This window comes from Marinobacter alkaliphilus, from assembly GCF_055394375.1.
The window spans coordinates 2,429,878-2,447,163 of record NZ_AP043751.1; the positions used below are offsets into that span (position 1 = coordinate 2,429,878).

Here is a 17,286-nt window from a genome sequence, read left to right on the forward strand (position 1 = left end):
GATGCTCCGCCGCACAGAGGGTTTCATGACGGCACAAATAACCGCAGAAATTCCGGTGATGGCAGACAACTGTCCCCGGCATGTGGCCATTATCATGGATGGCAATAACCGCTGGGCCAAGGCCCATCGGCTCAAAGGAGTGGCTGGTCACAAGGCTGGTGTGGATGCGGTAAAGGCCGTGGTGGAAACCTGCGCCAGGGAAGGGGTGGAGGTGCTCACCCTGTTCGCTTTCTCCAGCGAGAACTGGCGTCGCCCGAAAGACGAAGTGTCGGCTTTGATGAGGCTTTTCCTGATTGCCCTTGAGCGCGAGGTCCGGAAGCTTCATCGCAACAATATCCGCTTGCGCATAATAGGCGATCGCTCGGCTTTCAATCCAACGCTTCAGGAGCACATGGAGAAAGCCGAGACGCTGACCCGCGACAACACGGCGATGACCCTGGTGATTGCGGCGAACTACGGAGGCCACTGGGACATAACCCAGGCAACCCGGAAGGTGGCAGAGCAGGTTCGGATTGGTCAACTTGAACCGTCAGACATTACCGACGACCTGATCCAGCAGCACCTCAGTATCGGCGACCTGCCCATGCCGGACCTGATGATCCGTACCGCCGGCGAGCAGCGCATCAGCAACTTCCTGTTGTGGCACCTGGCCTATACCGAGTTCTACTTTTCCAGCGTTTACTGGCCGGATTTCAAGGCTGAGGAAATGCGCAAGGCACTGGAAGCCTACAGCCGTCGCCAGCGTCGTTTCGGGCAAACCGACGACCAGATCGCGGCGCGAGCTTCACAACAATAACGATACAGCGACTTATACCGTGTTAAAAACCCGCATCATCACAGCTCTTATTCTTGCTCCCATCGCGATTGGCGGCATCTTTTTTACATCACCCCTGGGGTTTGCCCTGTTCACCGGCGCGATCATCACTCTGGGTGCCTGGGAATGGGCGAATATGTCCGGCATTGAGGCGCAGCCGGGCCGGGTTATCTACGCCGCTGTTGTTGCAGCGTTACTCTATGGGCTGCTGAACGTGCCTTCGGTGGCTGTGCTCTGGCTTGCCGTGATTTGGTGGCTGGTGTGCTTCTGGCTGGTGCGCCGGTATCCGGCTGGATCGGATTCCTGGGGTGCCGTGCCAGTGCGAGCGGTGATGGGCCTGCTGGTGCTGATACCGGCCTGGGTGGGGTTGAACCACCTGCGAACCGGAGGCTTTCAGTTTGGTGACCTGGCAGATAACCGCCTGGCGATTCTCTATATATTTCTTGTGGTTTGGGTGGCGGATATTGGCGCCTATTTTGCGGGCAGAGCGTTCGGCAAGGCCAAACTGGCGCCCCGGGTCAGCCCCGGTAAGTCCTGGGCCGGTGTGTGGGGTGGCCTGGCGGCGGTCGCCTTGCTTGCCGTTGTCGCCAGCCAGCTGGCTGGCGCCACGCCTGTTCAAATGGCTCTGTTGATCGTTGCCACACTGGTCACCGGTTTTGTGTCGGTGCTGGGCGACCTTCTTGAAAGCATGCTCAAGCGGTTCCGGGGTATCAAGGACAGCAGTCAATTGCTGCCCGGCCATGGCGGGATCATGGATCGCATCGATAGCCTGACTGCCGCCATTCCTGTATTTGCCCTGATAATCACCCTGCTGGGTTGGTTGACCACCGGTCACTGGTAACTATGACAACACGTTGCATTACCGTATTGGGGGCAACGGGCTCCATCGGGCTCAGCACCCTGGATGTGATTCGCCGACACCCGGGCCGGTTCTCGGTCTACGCGCTGACAGCGGGCACGCGGGCATGGGAGTTGGCAACCCTGTGCCGGGAGTTTCGCCCCAAGGTAGCTGTCATGGCCAGTGAGCGCGCTGCGGACGAGCTCAGGGAGTTGCTGGCCGATTGCCCGGATACCCAGGTGCTCGGGGGTGAGGCAGGCCTCTGTGCCGTGGCTGCTGCGAGCGACGCCGATACAGTCATGGCCGCCATTGTTGGCGCTGCGGGCCTGGCGCCAACCTTATCGGCAGTGCGGGCCGGAAAGCGGGTACTGCTGGCCAACAAGGAAGCGTTGGTGATGTCGGGCCAGTTGTTTATGGACGCGGTAATCGCCTCAGGCTCGGAGTTGCTGCCCATCGACTCTGAGCACAACGCCATTTTCCAGTGCATGCCAGCAGACAAAATTCGGGATCCGAAGGCCGCCGGTATTACCCGGATCCTGTTGACCGCCTCTGGTGGGCCGTTTCGAACCATGGCAGCAGAAGAGCTCCGCAGTGTTACTCCGTCTCAGGCCTGTGCGCACCCGAACTGGTCGATGGGCCAGAAGATTTCGGTCGATTCCGCCACGCTGATGAACAAAGGGTTGGAGCTGATTGAAGCCTGCTGGCTGTTCAATACCACGCCAGACCGGGTTGAGGTTCACGTTCATCCGGAGAGTATTATCCATTCCATGGTGGAGTACGCGGACGGCTCTGTTCTGGCTCAACTTGGAAGCCCGGACATGCGTACGCCAATTGCCAACGGGCTGGCCTGGCCCGAGCGTATTGAGGCGGGGGTTGCACCTCTGGACCTGTTTGCCATTGGTAAATTCCATTTTGAACGACCGGATCTCCAGCGCTTCCCCTGCCTGCGGCTGGCCGCCGAGGCTTTCGCCAGTGGTGGCACGGCACCAGCGGTGCTGAATGCCGCCAACGAAGTGGCGGTGGAGGCGTTTCTGGACGGTAAGCTGTGCTTCGCCGATATCCCCGTTATCATAGAGCGGACTTTGGCGGCGACACCGGTCGTCCCAGCGAGCGACTTCGACACCATATTTACCAAGGATGCCGAGGCTCGTAGCCGGGCCAGGGAACAGATAAGCCTGCTGTCTGTCTGAGTCCTGCGAGAATGTTCATGTTGGCCGACGGCCTCAAACCGGAAACTCTATGCAGATTATTCAAACCGTACTGGCACTTGCATTAACACTGGGAATCCTGGTGACCCTGCACGAGTATGGTCACTTCTGGGTGGCTCGGCGGTGTGGCGTCAAGGTGCTCAGATTTTCCGTGGGCTTCGGTAAACCTCTGTTTTCCTGGTACGACCGCCACGGGACCGAGTTTGCAGTGGCGGCGATCCCGTTGGGCGGCTACGTGAAGATGCTTGATGAGCGGGAAGGCCCCGTACCGGAGGGCCTGAAAGATCAGGCCTTTACCTCCAAGCCGCCGTCCCAGAGAATTGCCATCGCTGCTGCCGGCCCGCTGGCAAATTTCCTGTTTGCCATCTTCGCCTACTGGTTGCTGAGCGTAGTGGGCGTAACAACCGTTGCTCCGGTGGTAGGGGATGTGACGCCCGGCAGTGTGGCCGAGAGGGCAGGGTTGCAGCAGGGCATGGAAATCCATGCTGTGGATGGTCACCGGGTGACGTCCTGGCGTGATATTAATATGCGCCTGTTGGAGCGAACCGGAGAACAGGGCCTGGTGACACTTGAGGTGTCACAGAATGGATCAAGAGGCACAGTCGACGGAGCCCTGAATGGCTGGCGTCTGAGCAATGATACGCCTAACCCCCTGGCAGAATTCGGTATCACGCCCTGGCGACCGGCGGTGCCGGCTGTGTTGGGGCAGGTCACCAGTGATGGCCGGGCTGCTGCCGCAGGGCTTCGGAGCGGCGATCGTATTGTTGCCGTGGACGGCGAGCCGGTGGCCGACTGGTTTGCCCTGGTGGACTACATCAGGAATGCGCCGGAAACCGACCTTGAGCTGTCCATAGAGCGTGATGGCACTCCCCTGGAGCTTACCGTTCGCCCGGCTACCCGAACCCTCGACGACGGCCAGGAAATTGGCTTCGTGGGTGCAGGTGTCGAAGCGATCACCTGGCCAGACGAGTTGCTGCGTGAAGTCCGTTACGGCCCCTTTGCGGCCATTCCGAATGCGGTGCATGAAACCTGGGCGGATACCCGACTGACGCTGGTGGCCATCAAGAAAATGGTCACGGGCCTGTTGTCGCCCACCAATCTGAGTGGGCCGATAACCATTGCCCGGGTGGCTGAGGCCAGTGTCAGTTCCGGGTTTGAAGATTTTATCCGTTTTCTGGCCTACCTGAGTGTCAGCCTCGGGGTGCTGAATCTTTTGCCGATTCCTGTATTGGACGGTGGCCACATTGTGTATTACACCATCGAGGCTATACGCCGAAAGCCGGTATCTGAACAGGTTCAGGCACTTGGATTACGAATTGGTATGGCTTTGATTCTGACTTTAATGGTGTTTGCTCTTTACAACGACCTGATGCGGTTGTGAGAATTGCGGGCTCCTTACCGCACATTAACCAGGCGATATAACTGAATGAGACGTTCCCTTCTAGCTGTAGCCGTTGGCCTAGCCATTACCGCAACTGGTATCAAGCCTGTGCTGGCGGATGAATTCACGGTAGCGGATATCGAGGTAGAAGGCCTTCAGCGGGTTTCAGCGGGCTCCGTCTTCTCGGCTTTTCCGGTAAACATTGGCGAGCAGATCGACGAGACCCGTCTGGCCAATGCCATCAAGGAGTTGTTCAGGACCGGTCTGTTTACCGACATCGAAGCCAGCCGTGACAGCGGTGTACTCATTCTGTCGGTCAAGGAGCGCCCTTCCATTTCGTCCATTGAGATCGACGGCAACAAGAACATCGAAACCGATATGTTGATGGATGCGCTGGCGGGCGCCGGGCTGGAAGAAGGTCAGGTTTTCCGTAGAGCGACCCTCGAACGGCTGGAGCTTGAGATCCTGCGCTCCTATATCGCACAGGGCCGTTATAACGCGCGAGTGCGTGCCACGGCTGAAGAACTTCCCAGAAACCGGGTAGCGGTTCGTCTCGATATCAACGAAGGCACTGTTGCCTCAATCAAGCACATTAATATTGTTGGAAATCAGGATTTCAGTGATGAAGAGCTGATCAGCCTGTTTGAGTTGCGCACCAGCAGCTGGTGGAATTCCATTACCAATAAAGACAAGTATGCCCGGGAGCGCCTGAGTGGTGACCTGGAATCGTTGCGTTCATTTTACCTTGACCGCGGTTATCTGGATTTCACCGTAGAATCCAGCCAGGTGTCCATTTCACCGGACAAGCAGCAGGTATTTATCGCCATCTCCCTGGATGAAGGCCCCCAGTATACGATTTCGGACATTCGCCTTCGCGGCAACCTGATCGTCGAAGAAGAAGAGTTGCGCAAACTGATCCCGGTTAAGGAGGGAGATGTATTCTCCCGCGCCCAGATGACCTCCATCTCTGAGGCGTTGTCGTTCCGCCTGGGGCGCGAGGGCTATGCCTTTGCCAACGTCAATGCGGTCCCGGAACCCGGCGAAGACAATACAGCGGCGGTGACCTTCTTTATCGAGCCGGGCAAGCGCGCTTACGTCAGGCGTGTGAATTTTGAGGGCAATATCTCCACCAAGGATGAAGTGTTGCGTCAGGAAATGACCCAGATGGAAGGGGGCGTTGCGTCATCTGATCGCATAGAATTCTCAAAAACCCGATTGGAGCGATTGGGCTTCTTCCAGACTGTAGACGTCGAAACCGTCCCAGTACCTGGAACCGATGATCTGGTGGATGTGAATTACAGTGTCCGTGAACAGCCGACGGGCAGCTTGTCAGCGTCGATCGGTTTTTCCCAGAACTCCGGTGTGATCCTCGGTGCTGCAGTCTCCGAGAACAACTTCTTCGGTACAGGTAAGCGGGTGTCGTTTGGTGTAAACGTCAGCGATTCTGTTAAAAGCGCCAATATTTCCTATCTGGATCCCTACTACACTGTCGACGGCGTCAGCCGTGGTTTCAGTTTGTTTGCCAGAGAAACCGATTTTGAAGAGCAGGATATCTCCTCCTACTTGCTGGATGAATATGGCGCCAGATTAACCTTCGGGTATCCGACAGATGCCATCACCCGGCTCAATTTCGGTGTGGGTGTCACTCAATCCAACCTCAAACCCGGCATCTTTTCCTCGGTTGAGGTGCGTGACTTCATTGCCGACGAAGGTGATTCGTTTACCAACTATTTCCTGTTCGGCAGCTGGCGGCGCAGCACACTGAACCGCGGCGTACTGCCTACTCGCGGTTATAGCCATTCTCTATCGCTGGATGTGGCGGTGCCCGGAAGTGACCTCACGTTCTATAAGGCCACCCACAGAACAGATTTTTATTTCCCGCTGGTCGATACGCAGCGGTGGGTGGTGAGGGCTCGCACTGAGGTGGGTTACGGGGATGGCTATGGCGATCGTACCCAGATGCCGTTCTTTGAGCACTTCTACTCGGGTGGCTATGGTTCGGTGCGTGGTTACCGGGCAAACTCCCTTGGTAATCGTGCTGAGCCGGCAGAGTTTGATTTCTCCAGTCCGGACCCCTTCGGTGGCAACCTGCTGACTGAAGCCGGCCTGGAGCTGATTTTCCCGACACCTTTTGCGGGCGACACCCGTTCCATGCGTACTTCCTTCTTCCTTGACGCAGGCCAGGTGTTCGATACCGATCGCGGCTTCGACCCGGAATTGAAGGAAGTGAGGACCGCGGCTGGTGTGAGTTTCCAGTGGATTACGGCAGTGGGTCCGCTTGCTTTCAGCCTGGCGAAACCGCTTAATGACAAGCCGGGCGATGATACTCAGGTGTTCCAGTTCTCGCTGGGGCAAACCTTCTGATTGCAGTAAACAGAAAAACAAAGGATGAAACACAGGAGATTCCCGATGAAACGTCTATCTGCCATTGTTGGCGCAACTCTGATGGCATTCTCGCTGCAGCTCGCAGCGGAGACTAGAATTGGCGTGGTTGACCTGCGCCAGGCGTTGTTTTCGTCCAACGACGCCCAGTCTTTCAGTGAGAAACTTCAGCAGGATTTTGCTGGCGAAGAAGCCAAGGTTCGTGAGGCCCAGGAACAGGCCCGCAGGCTGAAGGATCGGATCGAGAAAGACGGCGCCATGATGAATGAAAGCGAGCGCAACAAGCTGACCGGTGAGTTCCAGGAGAAAGTGCAGGAGTTCAACTTCCTCAAACAGCGCCTGGACCAGACCGTTGCGCAGCGCAAACAGCAGTTTCTGGAGAACGCTCGTCCTGAAGTAGATGCGGCCGTCAAAGAGCTGCTGGAAGAGCACAATCTGGACCTGATTCTGCCGAGCGAAGCGGTTGTCTACGTTAAGCCGGAGATGAACCTGACCTCGGAATTGCTCGAGAAGCTTAACCGATAAACCTGGCCAGGCACTGTTACTACCGCATCGGGAGAAGGTTCAATGGTGCAAAAATCCTTTCGTTTGCAGGAACTGGCCGAGGCGTTGGGTGCTGAGCTGAGGGGGGATCCGGACACAGCCATTTCCGGTTTGGCAACGCTGCAGGCTGCGGGCCCCGGGCAGATGAGTTTTCTGGCTAATCCCGCCTATGCCAAGTATCTGGCGCAGACCAAGGCCTCTGCGGTGATTGTGTCGCCGGCTAATGCGGCCGATGCTCCGACCAATGTCCTGTTACTGGACAACCCCTACCTGGGCTACGCTCGCATCAGTCACTGGTTTGACGCCACGCCGGCACCGGTTGCCGGTATTCACCCTACCGCCGTGGTTGATCCCTCGGCAACCGTTGCGGACTCTGCCTGTGTCGGCCCGCACGTGGTGATTGAAGCGGATGCGCAAATCGGTGATCAAGTTGTCATCGGGGCCGGCTGTTTCATCGGAGCCCGTTCCCGGATCGGTGATCAGTCAGTCCTGCGCCCGCGAGCTACCCTGGCCCATGATGTAGTGCTTGGGCAGCGTTGTCATATTCTCAGCGGGGCAGTCATTGGTTCAGATGGCTTTGGGTTTGCCAACGAGCGTGGTGTGTGGCACCGCATTGCCCAGGTTGGGGGCGTGGTGCTCGGAGATGATGTAGAGATTGGTGCCAATACCACGATTGATCGGGGTGCGGTTGACGACACAGTAATTGGCAATGGTGTAAAGATCGATAACCTGGTTCAGGTTGCGCACAACGTGCGCATTGGCGACCACAGCGCCATGGCCGCGAAAGTGGGCATTGCCGGCAGTACAAAGATTGGTCGACATTGTGTGTTCGGGGGCGCCGCTGGTGTTGCCGGCCACCTGGAAATTACGGATCAGGTGCAACTGACCGGTATGACGATGGTCACAGGCGACATTGCAGAGCCCGGGGTGTATTCGTCGGGTACCAGCGCAGATACCAACCGGCAATGGCGAAAAAATGCGGTACGCTTCAGGCAGTTGGACGTTCTGGCGAGGCGGGTCAAGGAACTGGAAAAAAAGCTAGAGGGCTGAGGCCAAGCAAGATGATGAAAATTGATGAAATCCTGGAGTATCTGCCGCATCGCTATCCGTTTCTGCTGGTGGACCGGGTAACCGAAGTCGAAAAAGGAAAGTCGATTAAGGGATACAAGAATATCTCCTTCAATGAGCCTTTCTTCACCGGGCATTTCCCGGACAACCCCATTATGCCCGGGGTGCTGATTATTGAGGCCATGGCGCAACTTTCCGGAATTCTCGGTTTTGTGACCGTGGAACGGAAACCGTCTGATGGCGTGATACAATATCTGGCTGGCTCCAGTAAAGTACGCTTCAAGCGTCCCGTGCTGCCGGGAGACCGCCTGGATATGGAATCCGAGTTTGTGTCTGGCAAGCGTGGTATCTGGAAATTCGAATGCCGCGCATTGGTGGACGGAGAAGTCGCGTGCGTTGCAGAAATATTGACCGCTGAGAGAGAAGTTTGATGGCGACAAATGACTGGTCGGGTGTCCATCCTCAGGCGATTGTGGACCCGTCAGCCAAACTGGCGGATAACGTTACGGTAGGTCCCTGGAGTTACATTGGCCCGGGGGTGGAAATCGGTGAGGGCACCGAGATTCTTTCCCATGTGGTGATCAAGGGCCCGACAGTTATCGGTCGCAATAACCGTATTTTCCAGTTCTCCAGTATCGGGGAAGAGTGTCAGGACAAGAAGTACGCCGGTGAGCCAACGACACTGGTGATCGGCGACAACAACGTTATCCGCGAGAACTGCACCATCCACCGCGGAACCATTCAGGACCGGGGCGAAACCCGCATTGGCAATGGCAACCTGCTAATGGCCTACGTGCATGTTGCCCATGACTGCTGCGTTGGAGACAACACCATTCTGGCGAACTGTGCCACCCTGGCTGGTCACGTTACGGTAGGTGATTACGCCATCCTCGGTGGCGGCACCATGGTGCATCAGTTCTGCCATATCGGGCCTCACAGCATGGCGGCCGGTGGCAGTATCGTGCTCAAGGATATCCCCGCTTATGTCATGGCCAGCGGACAGTCAGCCCAGCCCCACGGCATGAACGTGGAGGGGCTTAAGCGCCGGGGTTTCGGCAAGGAAGTTTTGTTGACCTTACGCCGGGCCTACAAGGTGATCTACCGTCAGGGCCTGACCACAGAGCAGGCACTGGAAGAACTTGAGGGCAGCTTTGCTGACGTGCCAGAGGTTCGCCCGCTGATCGACTCGCTCCGGGGAGCGGATCGCGGCATCATCCGCTGATCCGGCAGGAGGCTGCCGGTGACGCACGCACAGGCTGACATGGTCAGTTCCCGCAAGTTGACCATTGCCATTATCGCCGGTGAGGCATCGGGGGATATCCTCGGTGCCGGCTTGATCCGGTCTCTCCGTAATCGCTATCCGAATGCCCGCTTCGTTGGTATTGGCGGCGATGAGATGAACGCCGAAGGGTTTCATTCCCTGGTCCCCATGGAGCGGTTATCCGTTATGGGGTTGGTGGAAGTGCTGGGGCGTATTCGGGAGTTGTTCAGTATCCGCGCCCGGCTGTTGGACTATTTCTTTACCACTCCGCCGGATGTCGTGATTGGCATTGATTCACCGGATTTCACCCTGGCTATCGAGCGGCGGTGTCGGGAGGCGGGTATCCCCTCGGTTCATTATGTGAGTCCTTCGGTCTGGGCGTGGCGCCAGAAGCGTATTTTCAAGATTGCCAAGTCTGTGGACCTGATGCTCACGCTGTTTCCCTTTGAAGCCCGTTTCTACGAAGAGCACCAGGTGCCGGTCGCTTTTGTGGGGCACCCGCTGGCTGATCGTATTCCCATGGAACCGGATACCGGTTCCGCCCGGGAGAGCCTTGGGCTTGAGCCAGACAAGCCGGTACTGGCCGTTTTGCCAGGCAGTCGGGGTGGGGAGGTGGAGCGCCTTGGTACACTGTTCCTGGAGGCCTCCCGTTGGCTACAGACCCGCAGGCCAGACATTCAGTTGGTGATTCCCTGTGTAAACCGGGATCGGGAACGGCAGGTTCAGGCGTTGGTGGAATCCCTGGACGTGAAACTGTCGGTTACCCTGGTGCGTGGTCGCTCTCGTGAGGTGATGGCTGCCAGTGATGTGGTGCTGCTTGCCTCAGGAACTGCCACCCTCGAAGCGATGTTGCTCAAAAAGCCAATGGTGGTGGGCTACCGATTGAGCAACTTCAGTTACAAGCTGCTGTCGCGGCTGGTAAAAGTGCCCTGGGTGGCGTTACCGAACCTGCTCGCCCAGAAACCATTAGTGCCGGAACTGTTGCAGGACGATGCCACTCCTGAAAGCCTGGGTGCTGCTGTGCTTGAGCGACTGGAAAATGAACAGGAGCGGGCTGCATTGAAGCGAGCCTTTTCCGAGCTTCATCAGTCGCTGAAACAGAATGCCGATGAGCGGGCCGCCAAGGCTGTTTCTGAGTTGTTGGAGCGGCACCGCTAATGGCTGGTAAGGCGCTCCCTCCGTTTGAATGCAGTTATCAAGGCTGGCGACTCGCCGGGGTGGACGAGGTAGGCCGGGGCCCTTTAATCGGTGCCGTCGTCACCGCAGCGGTTATCCTGGACCCCGAGCGGCCTATTCAGGGCCTTGCGGATTCCAAGAAGCTCACAGAGAAGCGGCGCCTGGCACTGTACGATGAGATTGTCGAAAAGTCAGCGGCTTGGTGCCTGGGGCGCTGTGAGCCTGGCGAGATCGATCAATTGAATATCTACCAGGCCACGATGCTGGCCATGAAGCGGGCGGTGGATGGTCTTTCCATCGCTCCGGAATACGTTCTCGTGGATGGCAACCGTTGCCCGAACTGGCGCTGGCCATCGGAGCCGGTGGTAAAAGGGGATAGTCGACACCCGGCCATCAGCGCGGCATCTATCATTGCCAAGGTGACGCGTGACCGGGAAATGGCGTTGCTGGAGCAAACCTATCCCGGTTACGGTCTGGCGCAACATAAGGGGTACCCGACGCCGGTGCACCTGGAGGCGCTGATGCGTCTTGGGGCAACCCCGGAGCATCGCCGATCCTTTCGTCCTGTCCAGGAAGCAATTGACTCCGCAGGTTTCTTTCAGCCGGCCAGCGAGAAGGGTGCGCCCGAGTTGAGCTATCCCACCGACCTGTTTGAAAATATGGATTGACAGTCCCGGTGGTGCGCTGTAATATTCGCGCCACGTTGATCGGGGCAACCCCGGTAAACAAAAGATTTCGTTAAAAGTTTTGATGCGGGGTGGAGCAGTCTGGTAGCTCGTCGGGCTCATAACCCGAAGGTCGTTGGTTCGAATCCAGCCCCCGCTACCAATCAGAAAAAGGCCGGCTTTTTAGTCGGCCTTTTTCGTTTTCTGTGCCCGAAAACCTCCTGAGCCCACCTTTTATACAATCCGCGTTTGGCGTTTTGTCTGATCGCCTGCACAATTTTTCATCAACTGTAAAGTCAAAAAAATGACAATTTTATAACTTCAAAAATGACGTCATTCGCATCATCATCCGATCCGATTTTATAGAATTTCACAAAGTCGACGGAAAAATGGTGTAGATAGCCAATGAAACGCGTCATCAAAATGTCAAAGGCATGGATTGCCGCGTTTTTACTAGGAGTTCTTCTCACCGGCTGTGGCGGAGGCGGTTCCGATGCCGGGAGTGATGCAAATACCTCGGGCTCCAATACCTCCGGTAATGTAGGGTCAGGTCCTTCGGGTGTGCAGCCTGAGCCGGTCCGTGCAGCCGTCCTGAGTTGGTCGGCACCCTCTACCCGGGTCAACGGCGACGGTATTGCCATGGGCGAGCTCGACAAGTACGTAATCCGTTATGGTCAGGACGTTGAAAATCTGTCTGGTGAGGTGATCATTGGCGAGGCCGACGTCTACCCGGAGATGAGCTACACGGTGGACAATCTGGATTCCGGTACCTGGTACTTCACGATTCAGGTGCAAGATAAGCAGGGCCTGGTCAGTGAGCCCTCAGCGCCTGTCAGCAAGACCATTCGCTCCTGAGGGGCGTGAGCAAGTCATGGCATTGGGTCGGCAATGGGCAGTTTCAGGATGAAAGTGGTGCCTTCGCCTGCGGTGGATTCAACAGAGATGTCGCCCCGATGTTTTTCAACAACGGTTTTCACGAACGACAGGCCCAGCCCGGTGCCGTGGGTGCCTGCCAGCTCACTGCGCTTCTGCCGGTGGTAGCGATCGAACAGCATCGGTAGTTCTGCCTGATCTATCCCGCTACCCTCATCGGCGATGGCGAGGCATGCCAGGTGGCCAGCGCGGTATACCTGAACCGTGATCGCAGATCCCGGTGGGCTGTATTGGACTGCATTGGTCATCAGGTTAATGACTGCCCGCTCCAGCAATTCCGCATTCCCCTTCAGCCAGAGGTCTTCGGTGCCAATCACCTGCAGGCTTATCTGCTTTTCCTGTGCCTGCTCACACACGCTGTCCCGTGCGTTTTCTACAATCGCCAGAAACTCACACTCGTAGAACCGGGTTTCCGTCAGCTGCTCTGCCCGCGCCAGCTGTACAAATTCTTCCGCCAGGTGGTAGCTGCGCCGGGCCAGTCTGCCCAGCTGTTCAAGCTGGCGCTCATCAATATGGCTAGGGTCTCGTTTCAGTTGCTCAATCAATGCCAACTGAGACACCAGCGGAGAGCGAACATCGTGAGAGATAAAGTCGATGGCTTCCCGATGCTGCCGCTGCTGCTCCCGAAGCTCGGAAATGTCCGAGATGTTGGCGATGATTCCGAATTGATTGCTGTCTGGCAATGCGAACGGTGCCAGGTGAATCAGGAAATCCTTGTTGTGAATTTTTAGGTCAACGGTTCGGCTTTGCCGAAGGGTCAGCGTCTCAGACACGGTTTCATACCAGGGCGCCGCGTCCCTTGGGTCATGGCCTTCCAGCAGGCGCGTCAGGGGTAAGCCGCTGAGGCTCGGCATGGGCTCCCGGAACCAGGCTTCAATGTGCCGGTTGGCGAAGCGGATAACACCCAGCTCATCCGTTACGATGATGCCGTCTGGCATGCGCTCGAAGCTGTGGCTGATGAATGCCTGCATCTGGCTGAGGCGCTCGGTGGCGGTTCGGACTTTTTCAATACGCCGGGACAGGTTCTCCTGGGCGCCCGGCTCAAGGGCGGGCGCGCTTGGGTCTTCCAGTTTAAGGTTCTGCAAGTACAGCTGGATAACTTCCCGGCTCAGGTCATCCGGCAGGGTGAGCCCGAGCAGGTACCCGCTGCCGCCGCGAATAAGGCGTATCCAGCTCTGGTTGCCATGATGACTCCATTGCCCGACTTGGATGTTGGTCGGGACATCGGCCAGTGTCATTCCTTTGACTGCCAGCAGGTCTCTGCCTTCCGCCAGCAGCCAACCCTGGGGCTGGAGTAGCGCGCTCAGGTGTTCAAGAAGTTGGTGAGGGTGCCTGCGTGAAGGGTCTGGCAAGGCAAGTTGCGGTGTTCTGGCCAAGTCATCCAGTTGACGGTTCAGGAAACGGTTGGCCATCGCAAGCCGAAGGCCGCTGGCCACCGGCAAAGCGATCATGGGCAACAATAAGGCATTGGCGGCCGACAGGTGGTAATGCAAGCTGCGTAGGACCACAAAGTAGGTGACCAATACCAGAGCAAAACTGACGCTACAAGCGAGGACGGTGGCTGCGGGCTTGAGCCGTGGCAGGGAGTTGGCGAGGCCAAGGAGGATAACCAGTGCCAGTGCAATGGAGGCCCAGCCAGGTGCGGAGGAGATCAGTGTGTTCTGGCGACTGGCGGAATACACGTTGGCGTGGAACTCAACGCCACTCATGGGCCTGCCGAGGCCGGAAAACGGTGTACTAAGAATATCGCCAAAACCGACCGCGGTGGCTCCGATGAAGACGGTCTTGCCAGCGAAGGTCTCCAGGGATACCGCGCCGTTCAGCACATCGACGTAGGAATGGGCAGGGATTGTATCTGCTCCGCCGGCCAGTGGCACAAAGCGGAACTCGCTGCGGACGTTGGTATAGGCAGGTGCATCAGGTGCGTGGCCACTGGGGTTGACCCGATCCTGTGCCGCCAGTGCCAGCGCGGGCCTGCGATGATTGCCCAGGCTGTTGTACAGGTACAGGCCGCGGGCCACGCCATCGTCTTCCAGCTCAACATGCACGTGCCCAAGTGCAGAAGCTGTCTTCTCCAGCAGCGGTGCGGGCAATTGTTCGGCCATCCGTTGTTTTGGCGTTGCCGGCGAGTAGTGTATGGGCAGCACAACCCGGCCATGGCGCTCCATGGCGTCTGCAAGGGCCTGGTCGCTGGAGGAGGGTTCAGGAAACAGGATGTCCAGCACAATGACTTCCGCGCCGGCATCGGCAAGCTGGTCAATCAGCCGGGCATGGAGGTTTCGGTCCCAGGGCCAGCGCCCGAGTGCGTCCAGGCTGTGTTCATCGATGCCCACCAGAGCCAGGTTGTCATCAATGGGCGCGGACCAGGTGGTGATGGCCTTGTCGTAAAGCCAGAAATTGATGCGCTCTTCCAGGGTGGTTAACTGGAGTAATAGCAGGATGCCTGTGAGCAGCAAGCCCAGAGACCAGGGTGTCGTCTTTAAGGTTAACCAATCCCTTCTCATGGGCCGTGCGGTTCGTTCTTGTTGTGGAGGTGTTTAATCCAGGTAAAGCTCCCTCCCCGGGCCCCATCGGCTTGCCAGCGGACCATCAGAAAGAGCTTTGACGCGCACAAAATACCTTCTTCCGGGAATCAGACGCAAGGCCGCTGTGGTATCCGCCACGTTTGCTTCCTTGATAATGTTGTTGAATCCGGGCTCTTCCGCGAGTTGGAGACGATAGTCTTTTGCGGTATCAACCTTCTCCCAGAACACGCGCACCTGGTTGTCCAGGTAGTTGATGCTGATGATTCGTACCGGCGGCAAGGTGCCGTTCACAACCAGTGCCCGGGGCTGGGACGCGGCCACGGAGTTACCGCCGGCCTCGCTGACCACTCGCCAGTAGTACTGGCCGGGGCTTAGCGGTCGGGAGGGGAGGGCTCGGTTGTCTGGCGCCCATTCACTGGAGGTAATCAGCCGTCGGAATTCTTCATCTTCTGCGATTTCAACCCGAGCAACTTCGTTGGTACCGTTCAGGCGCCATTGGAACTCTGGCATGTCGTCATTCACGCTCTCACCGGGTTCTGGCGAAATCAGATCGGGCGTTCGTGCCTGCAGGTCAACTTCGATCGACGTGATGGCCGGCATTCCGGTGATGCCCTGACGATCCAGTGCGGCCAGGTGGAGTTCGTAGCGCCCGTTGTCCAGCTGGCTAATGTCAAAGCGATGGCCAGGCATTTCCCGACTTTGTAGCCAGGTGCCGCCATCCTCTTCAAAAATATCGACGCGATACCGGTTGGCGCCGTCCTGCTGCCAGCTGAGTTCAGCCGGTAGCTGTGTGAGAACCGGGGTGATGGGGTTGAGCACCGGGGCCGGTGGTAGCCGGCGGATGTTCATGGGGATGGCGCTCGCGGTGGATACGCTGGCGCCATAGCCCGCAGGAATCCGGCGTACCTGGCCCGGCTGGCCGAAATCAACCACGCCCTCGGTTACCTGAACGCTGCTGCCAGAGGCGGATGTCTGCATGGAAAACACGGTACCTCGAACAGCGGCGACCGCTGACGGGGTTTCGATTTCGAATCGGGCACCATCTTCCAGCACCGGTTTTATTCGGGTATGCACCTCGCCCCGTTGGAGGCGAACACGGGTATCTGCCATGCCGGCTTTGCCGTATTGGGTGAGGCGGTTGAAAATGAGTCTGGAATTGGGCGCCATGCGCAGTTCAGAGCCATCAGCCAGGACGATAGTCGCGGTGCCGGCAGAGGAGATCACTTCATCGCCCACCCGGATGACAGAATTTTCGGTCAGTGGCGTTTTCTGGCCGGTAGTGCCAGATACGTGCATAACATTACCGCTGGCGGAGCTAACCCTGGCAGGCTCGGGCTGGCGCTTCAACCAGGCCAGAGGAATGCGGATTTGTTCCCCGGCAGACAGTCTGGCGTTACCGGGGAGGTTGTTGTATTGCAGCACCTGGCCAATGGTTACCCGGTCCATCAGCAAGGACTGGCCGATGTCGCTGAGTGTCTCACCGGAGCGGAGCGTATACACCCATTCCGGGGCGCTTTCCGATTGCTGGGCGGGCGCGGCGGAAGAAGAGCCTCGGGCAACCGATATCTCGGCGGCAGCTACGCCGGGCAGCAGGCTGGTTACAATCAACAGGAGCAAACCTGTGACGCTTTGGCGTTTGCGGTCAAGCATTGGTTGCACTGTCTTCCCGGGGCTCGTCAGCTTCAGTGGCTTTGATCGCTTCCAGGCGATAGCCGCGCTGGTAAATGGTCTTGATGCGGAATCCGTTCTCCGGGTTGACACCCAGCCGACGGCGTAACCGGCTCATGTGGGTATCAACGGTCCGGGTGTTGATATCCCGGGCAAGGCCCCACACGCGTTCCAGCAGCATCTCGCGGGTCAGGAGCCGGCCCTGATTCTGAAACAGGAACAGGGTGAGGTCGAAGTCCTTGTCGGTCAGGGTAAGCGGTTCACCGTGCAGCAGGATGATTCGTTGCCGGGTGTTAACTTCAAACGGACCGTAAATCAGCACTTCTTTGTCGCTGTCGGGGTTGCTGCGGCGGGCCAGGGCATTGATCCTGGCGGTAAGCTCGGCCGCCCGGGCTGGTTTTGACAGGTAGTCGTCGGCGCCGGCATCCAGCGCCCGGACGATGTCCGCCTCGCTGTCCCGCTGGGTCAGGAAAATGGCCGGAATGGGCCAGTCCAACTGGGCGCGCACATTCTCCAGTACGTCGATACCGGTCATGTCTGGAATCTGCCAGTCCAGGATAATCAGGTCATAACTGCGGTGCAGAACGGCACCGAGAAAGGCCTGACCGGTGGGGAAGCTGTCACAGTGATGACCCTTCTCGGAGAGAATGGCTTGAATGTGTTGCGCTTGTTCGTGTTCGTCTTCCAGCAGAGCAATGCGCATTAAGCTTGGCCCTCGATGGTGTTGCCGATTTCGTGGTCTTGGCACAGAGCGGAGTGAAAATCCTCTGCATTAGAGGCCAAGTATCCCAAAAAATGAGGCTGCGTTCAGTAGTGATATGTAG

15 protein-coding genes and 1 tRNA gene are annotated in these 17,286 nt (G+C 57.7%); 13 read left to right on the forward strand and 3 right to left on the reverse strand.

The genetic code is table 11. From position 1 onward, the window contains the following. Positions 1-25 precede the first annotated feature (25 nt). From uppS to ACZ5Q2_RS11175, 13 genes are all read left to right on the forward strand, one after another. Entirely contained in the window at positions 26-796 is a 771-nt protein-coding gene (uppS, locus tag ACZ5Q2_RS11115; RefSeq protein ID WP_061333436.1) for a polyprenyl diphosphate synthase, read from the forward strand. Between the two features lie 19 nt (positions 797-815). Continuing rightward, positions 816-1,655 carry a phosphatidate cytidylyltransferase gene (locus ACZ5Q2_RS11120; RefSeq protein ID WP_061333435.1) on the forward strand — a complete coding sequence of 280 codons (840 nt, stop codon included), beginning with the start codon at positions 816-818 and terminating at the stop codon, positions 1,653-1,655. Positions 1,656-1,657: 2 nt separating this feature from the next. Continuing rightward, complete coding sequence (gene ispC, locus ACZ5Q2_RS11125) at positions 1,658-2,842, forward strand: 1-deoxy-D-xylulose-5-phosphate reductoisomerase (RefSeq protein ID WP_061333434.1); 1,185 nt, start codon at positions 1,658-1,660, stop codon at positions 2,840-2,842. A gap of 49 nt (positions 2,843-2,891) precedes the next feature. Then, positions 2,892-4,241: an RIP metalloprotease RseP gene (gene rseP, locus ACZ5Q2_RS11130; protein ID WP_061333433.1), complete on the forward strand. Its 1,350-nt coding sequence runs from the start codon at positions 2,892-2,894 to the stop codon at positions 4,239-4,241. Between the two features lie 45 nt (positions 4,242-4,286). Then, positions 4,287-6,605 (forward strand): outer membrane protein assembly factor BamA, encoded by a 2,319-nt coding sequence (gene bamA / locus ACZ5Q2_RS11135; RefSeq protein WP_061333432.1) that lies wholly within the window; start codon positions 4,287-4,289, stop codon positions 6,603-6,605. Between the two features lie 45 nt (positions 6,606-6,650). Beyond that, positions 6,651-7,148, forward strand: coding sequence for an OmpH/Skp family outer membrane protein (locus tag ACZ5Q2_RS11140; RefSeq protein ID WP_061333431.1), 498 nt, complete (start codon positions 6,651-6,653; stop codon positions 7,146-7,148). Positions 7,149-7,193: 45 nt separating this feature from the next. After that, positions 7,194-8,216 (forward strand): UDP-3-O-(3-hydroxymyristoyl)glucosamine N-acyltransferase, encoded by a 1,023-nt coding sequence (lpxD, locus tag ACZ5Q2_RS11145; RefSeq protein ID WP_227510274.1) that lies wholly within the window; start codon positions 7,194-7,196, stop codon positions 8,214-8,216. 11 nt (positions 8,217-8,227) lie between these two features. Continuing rightward, positions 8,228-8,665, forward strand: a complete 438-nt coding sequence (gene fabZ, locus ACZ5Q2_RS11150) for a 3-hydroxyacyl-ACP dehydratase FabZ (protein WP_058090249.1) — start codon at positions 8,228-8,230, stop codon at positions 8,663-8,665. Then, positions 8,665-9,456 carry an acyl-ACP--UDP-N-acetylglucosamine O-acyltransferase gene (gene lpxA, locus ACZ5Q2_RS11155; protein WP_061333429.1) on the forward strand — a complete coding sequence of 264 codons (792 nt, stop codon included), beginning with the start codon at positions 8,665-8,667 and terminating at the stop codon, positions 9,454-9,456. Before fabZ ends, lpxA begins: the two co-directional genes overlap by 1 nt. 39 nt (positions 9,457-9,495) lie before the next feature. After that, positions 9,496-10,653 carry a lipid-A-disaccharide synthase gene (gene lpxB / locus ACZ5Q2_RS11160; protein WP_061333454.1) on the forward strand — a complete coding sequence of 386 codons (1,158 nt, stop codon included), beginning with the start codon at positions 9,496-9,498 and terminating at the stop codon, positions 10,651-10,653. Continuing rightward, positions 10,653-11,339, forward strand: coding sequence for a ribonuclease HII (gene rnhB, locus ACZ5Q2_RS11165; protein WP_061333428.1), 687 nt, complete (start codon positions 10,653-10,655; stop codon positions 11,337-11,339). The genes lpxB and rnhB overlap by 1 nt, the downstream gene beginning before the upstream one ends. Before the next feature lie 83 nt (positions 11,340-11,422). Next, positions 11,423-11,499: transfer RNA gene (locus ACZ5Q2_RS11170), tRNA-Met, on the forward strand. 242 nt (positions 11,500-11,741) lie between these two features. Continuing rightward, positions 11,742-12,191, forward strand: a complete 450-nt coding sequence (locus tag ACZ5Q2_RS11175) for a fibronectin type III domain-containing protein (protein ID WP_228263728.1) — start codon at positions 11,742-11,744, stop codon at positions 12,189-12,191. Positions 12,192-12,205: 14 nt separating this feature from the next. Here the strand turns inward: ACZ5Q2_RS11175 and ACZ5Q2_RS11180 are convergent, their stop codons facing one another. The 3 genes from ACZ5Q2_RS11180 to ACZ5Q2_RS11190 are packed head-to-tail and all read right to left on the reverse strand — an operon-like array spanning position 12,206 to position 17,165. Further along, entirely contained in the window at positions 12,206-14,773 is a 2,568-nt protein-coding gene (locus ACZ5Q2_RS11180; RefSeq protein WP_230715541.1) for a CHASE2 domain-containing protein, read from the reverse strand. A 33-nt stretch (positions 14,774-14,806) separates the two neighbouring features. Continuing rightward, positions 14,807-16,444 (reverse strand): FecR domain-containing protein, encoded by a 1,638-nt coding sequence (locus ACZ5Q2_RS11185; RefSeq protein WP_061333106.1) that lies wholly within the window; start codon positions 16,442-16,444, stop codon positions 14,807-14,809. Further along, positions 16,437-17,165: a response regulator transcription factor gene (locus ACZ5Q2_RS11190; RefSeq protein ID WP_061333107.1), complete on the reverse strand. Its 729-nt coding sequence runs from the start codon at positions 17,163-17,165 to the stop codon at positions 16,437-16,439. Before ACZ5Q2_RS11190 ends, ACZ5Q2_RS11185 begins: the two co-directional genes overlap by 8 nt. Between the last annotated feature and the right edge of the window lie 121 nt (positions 17,166-17,286).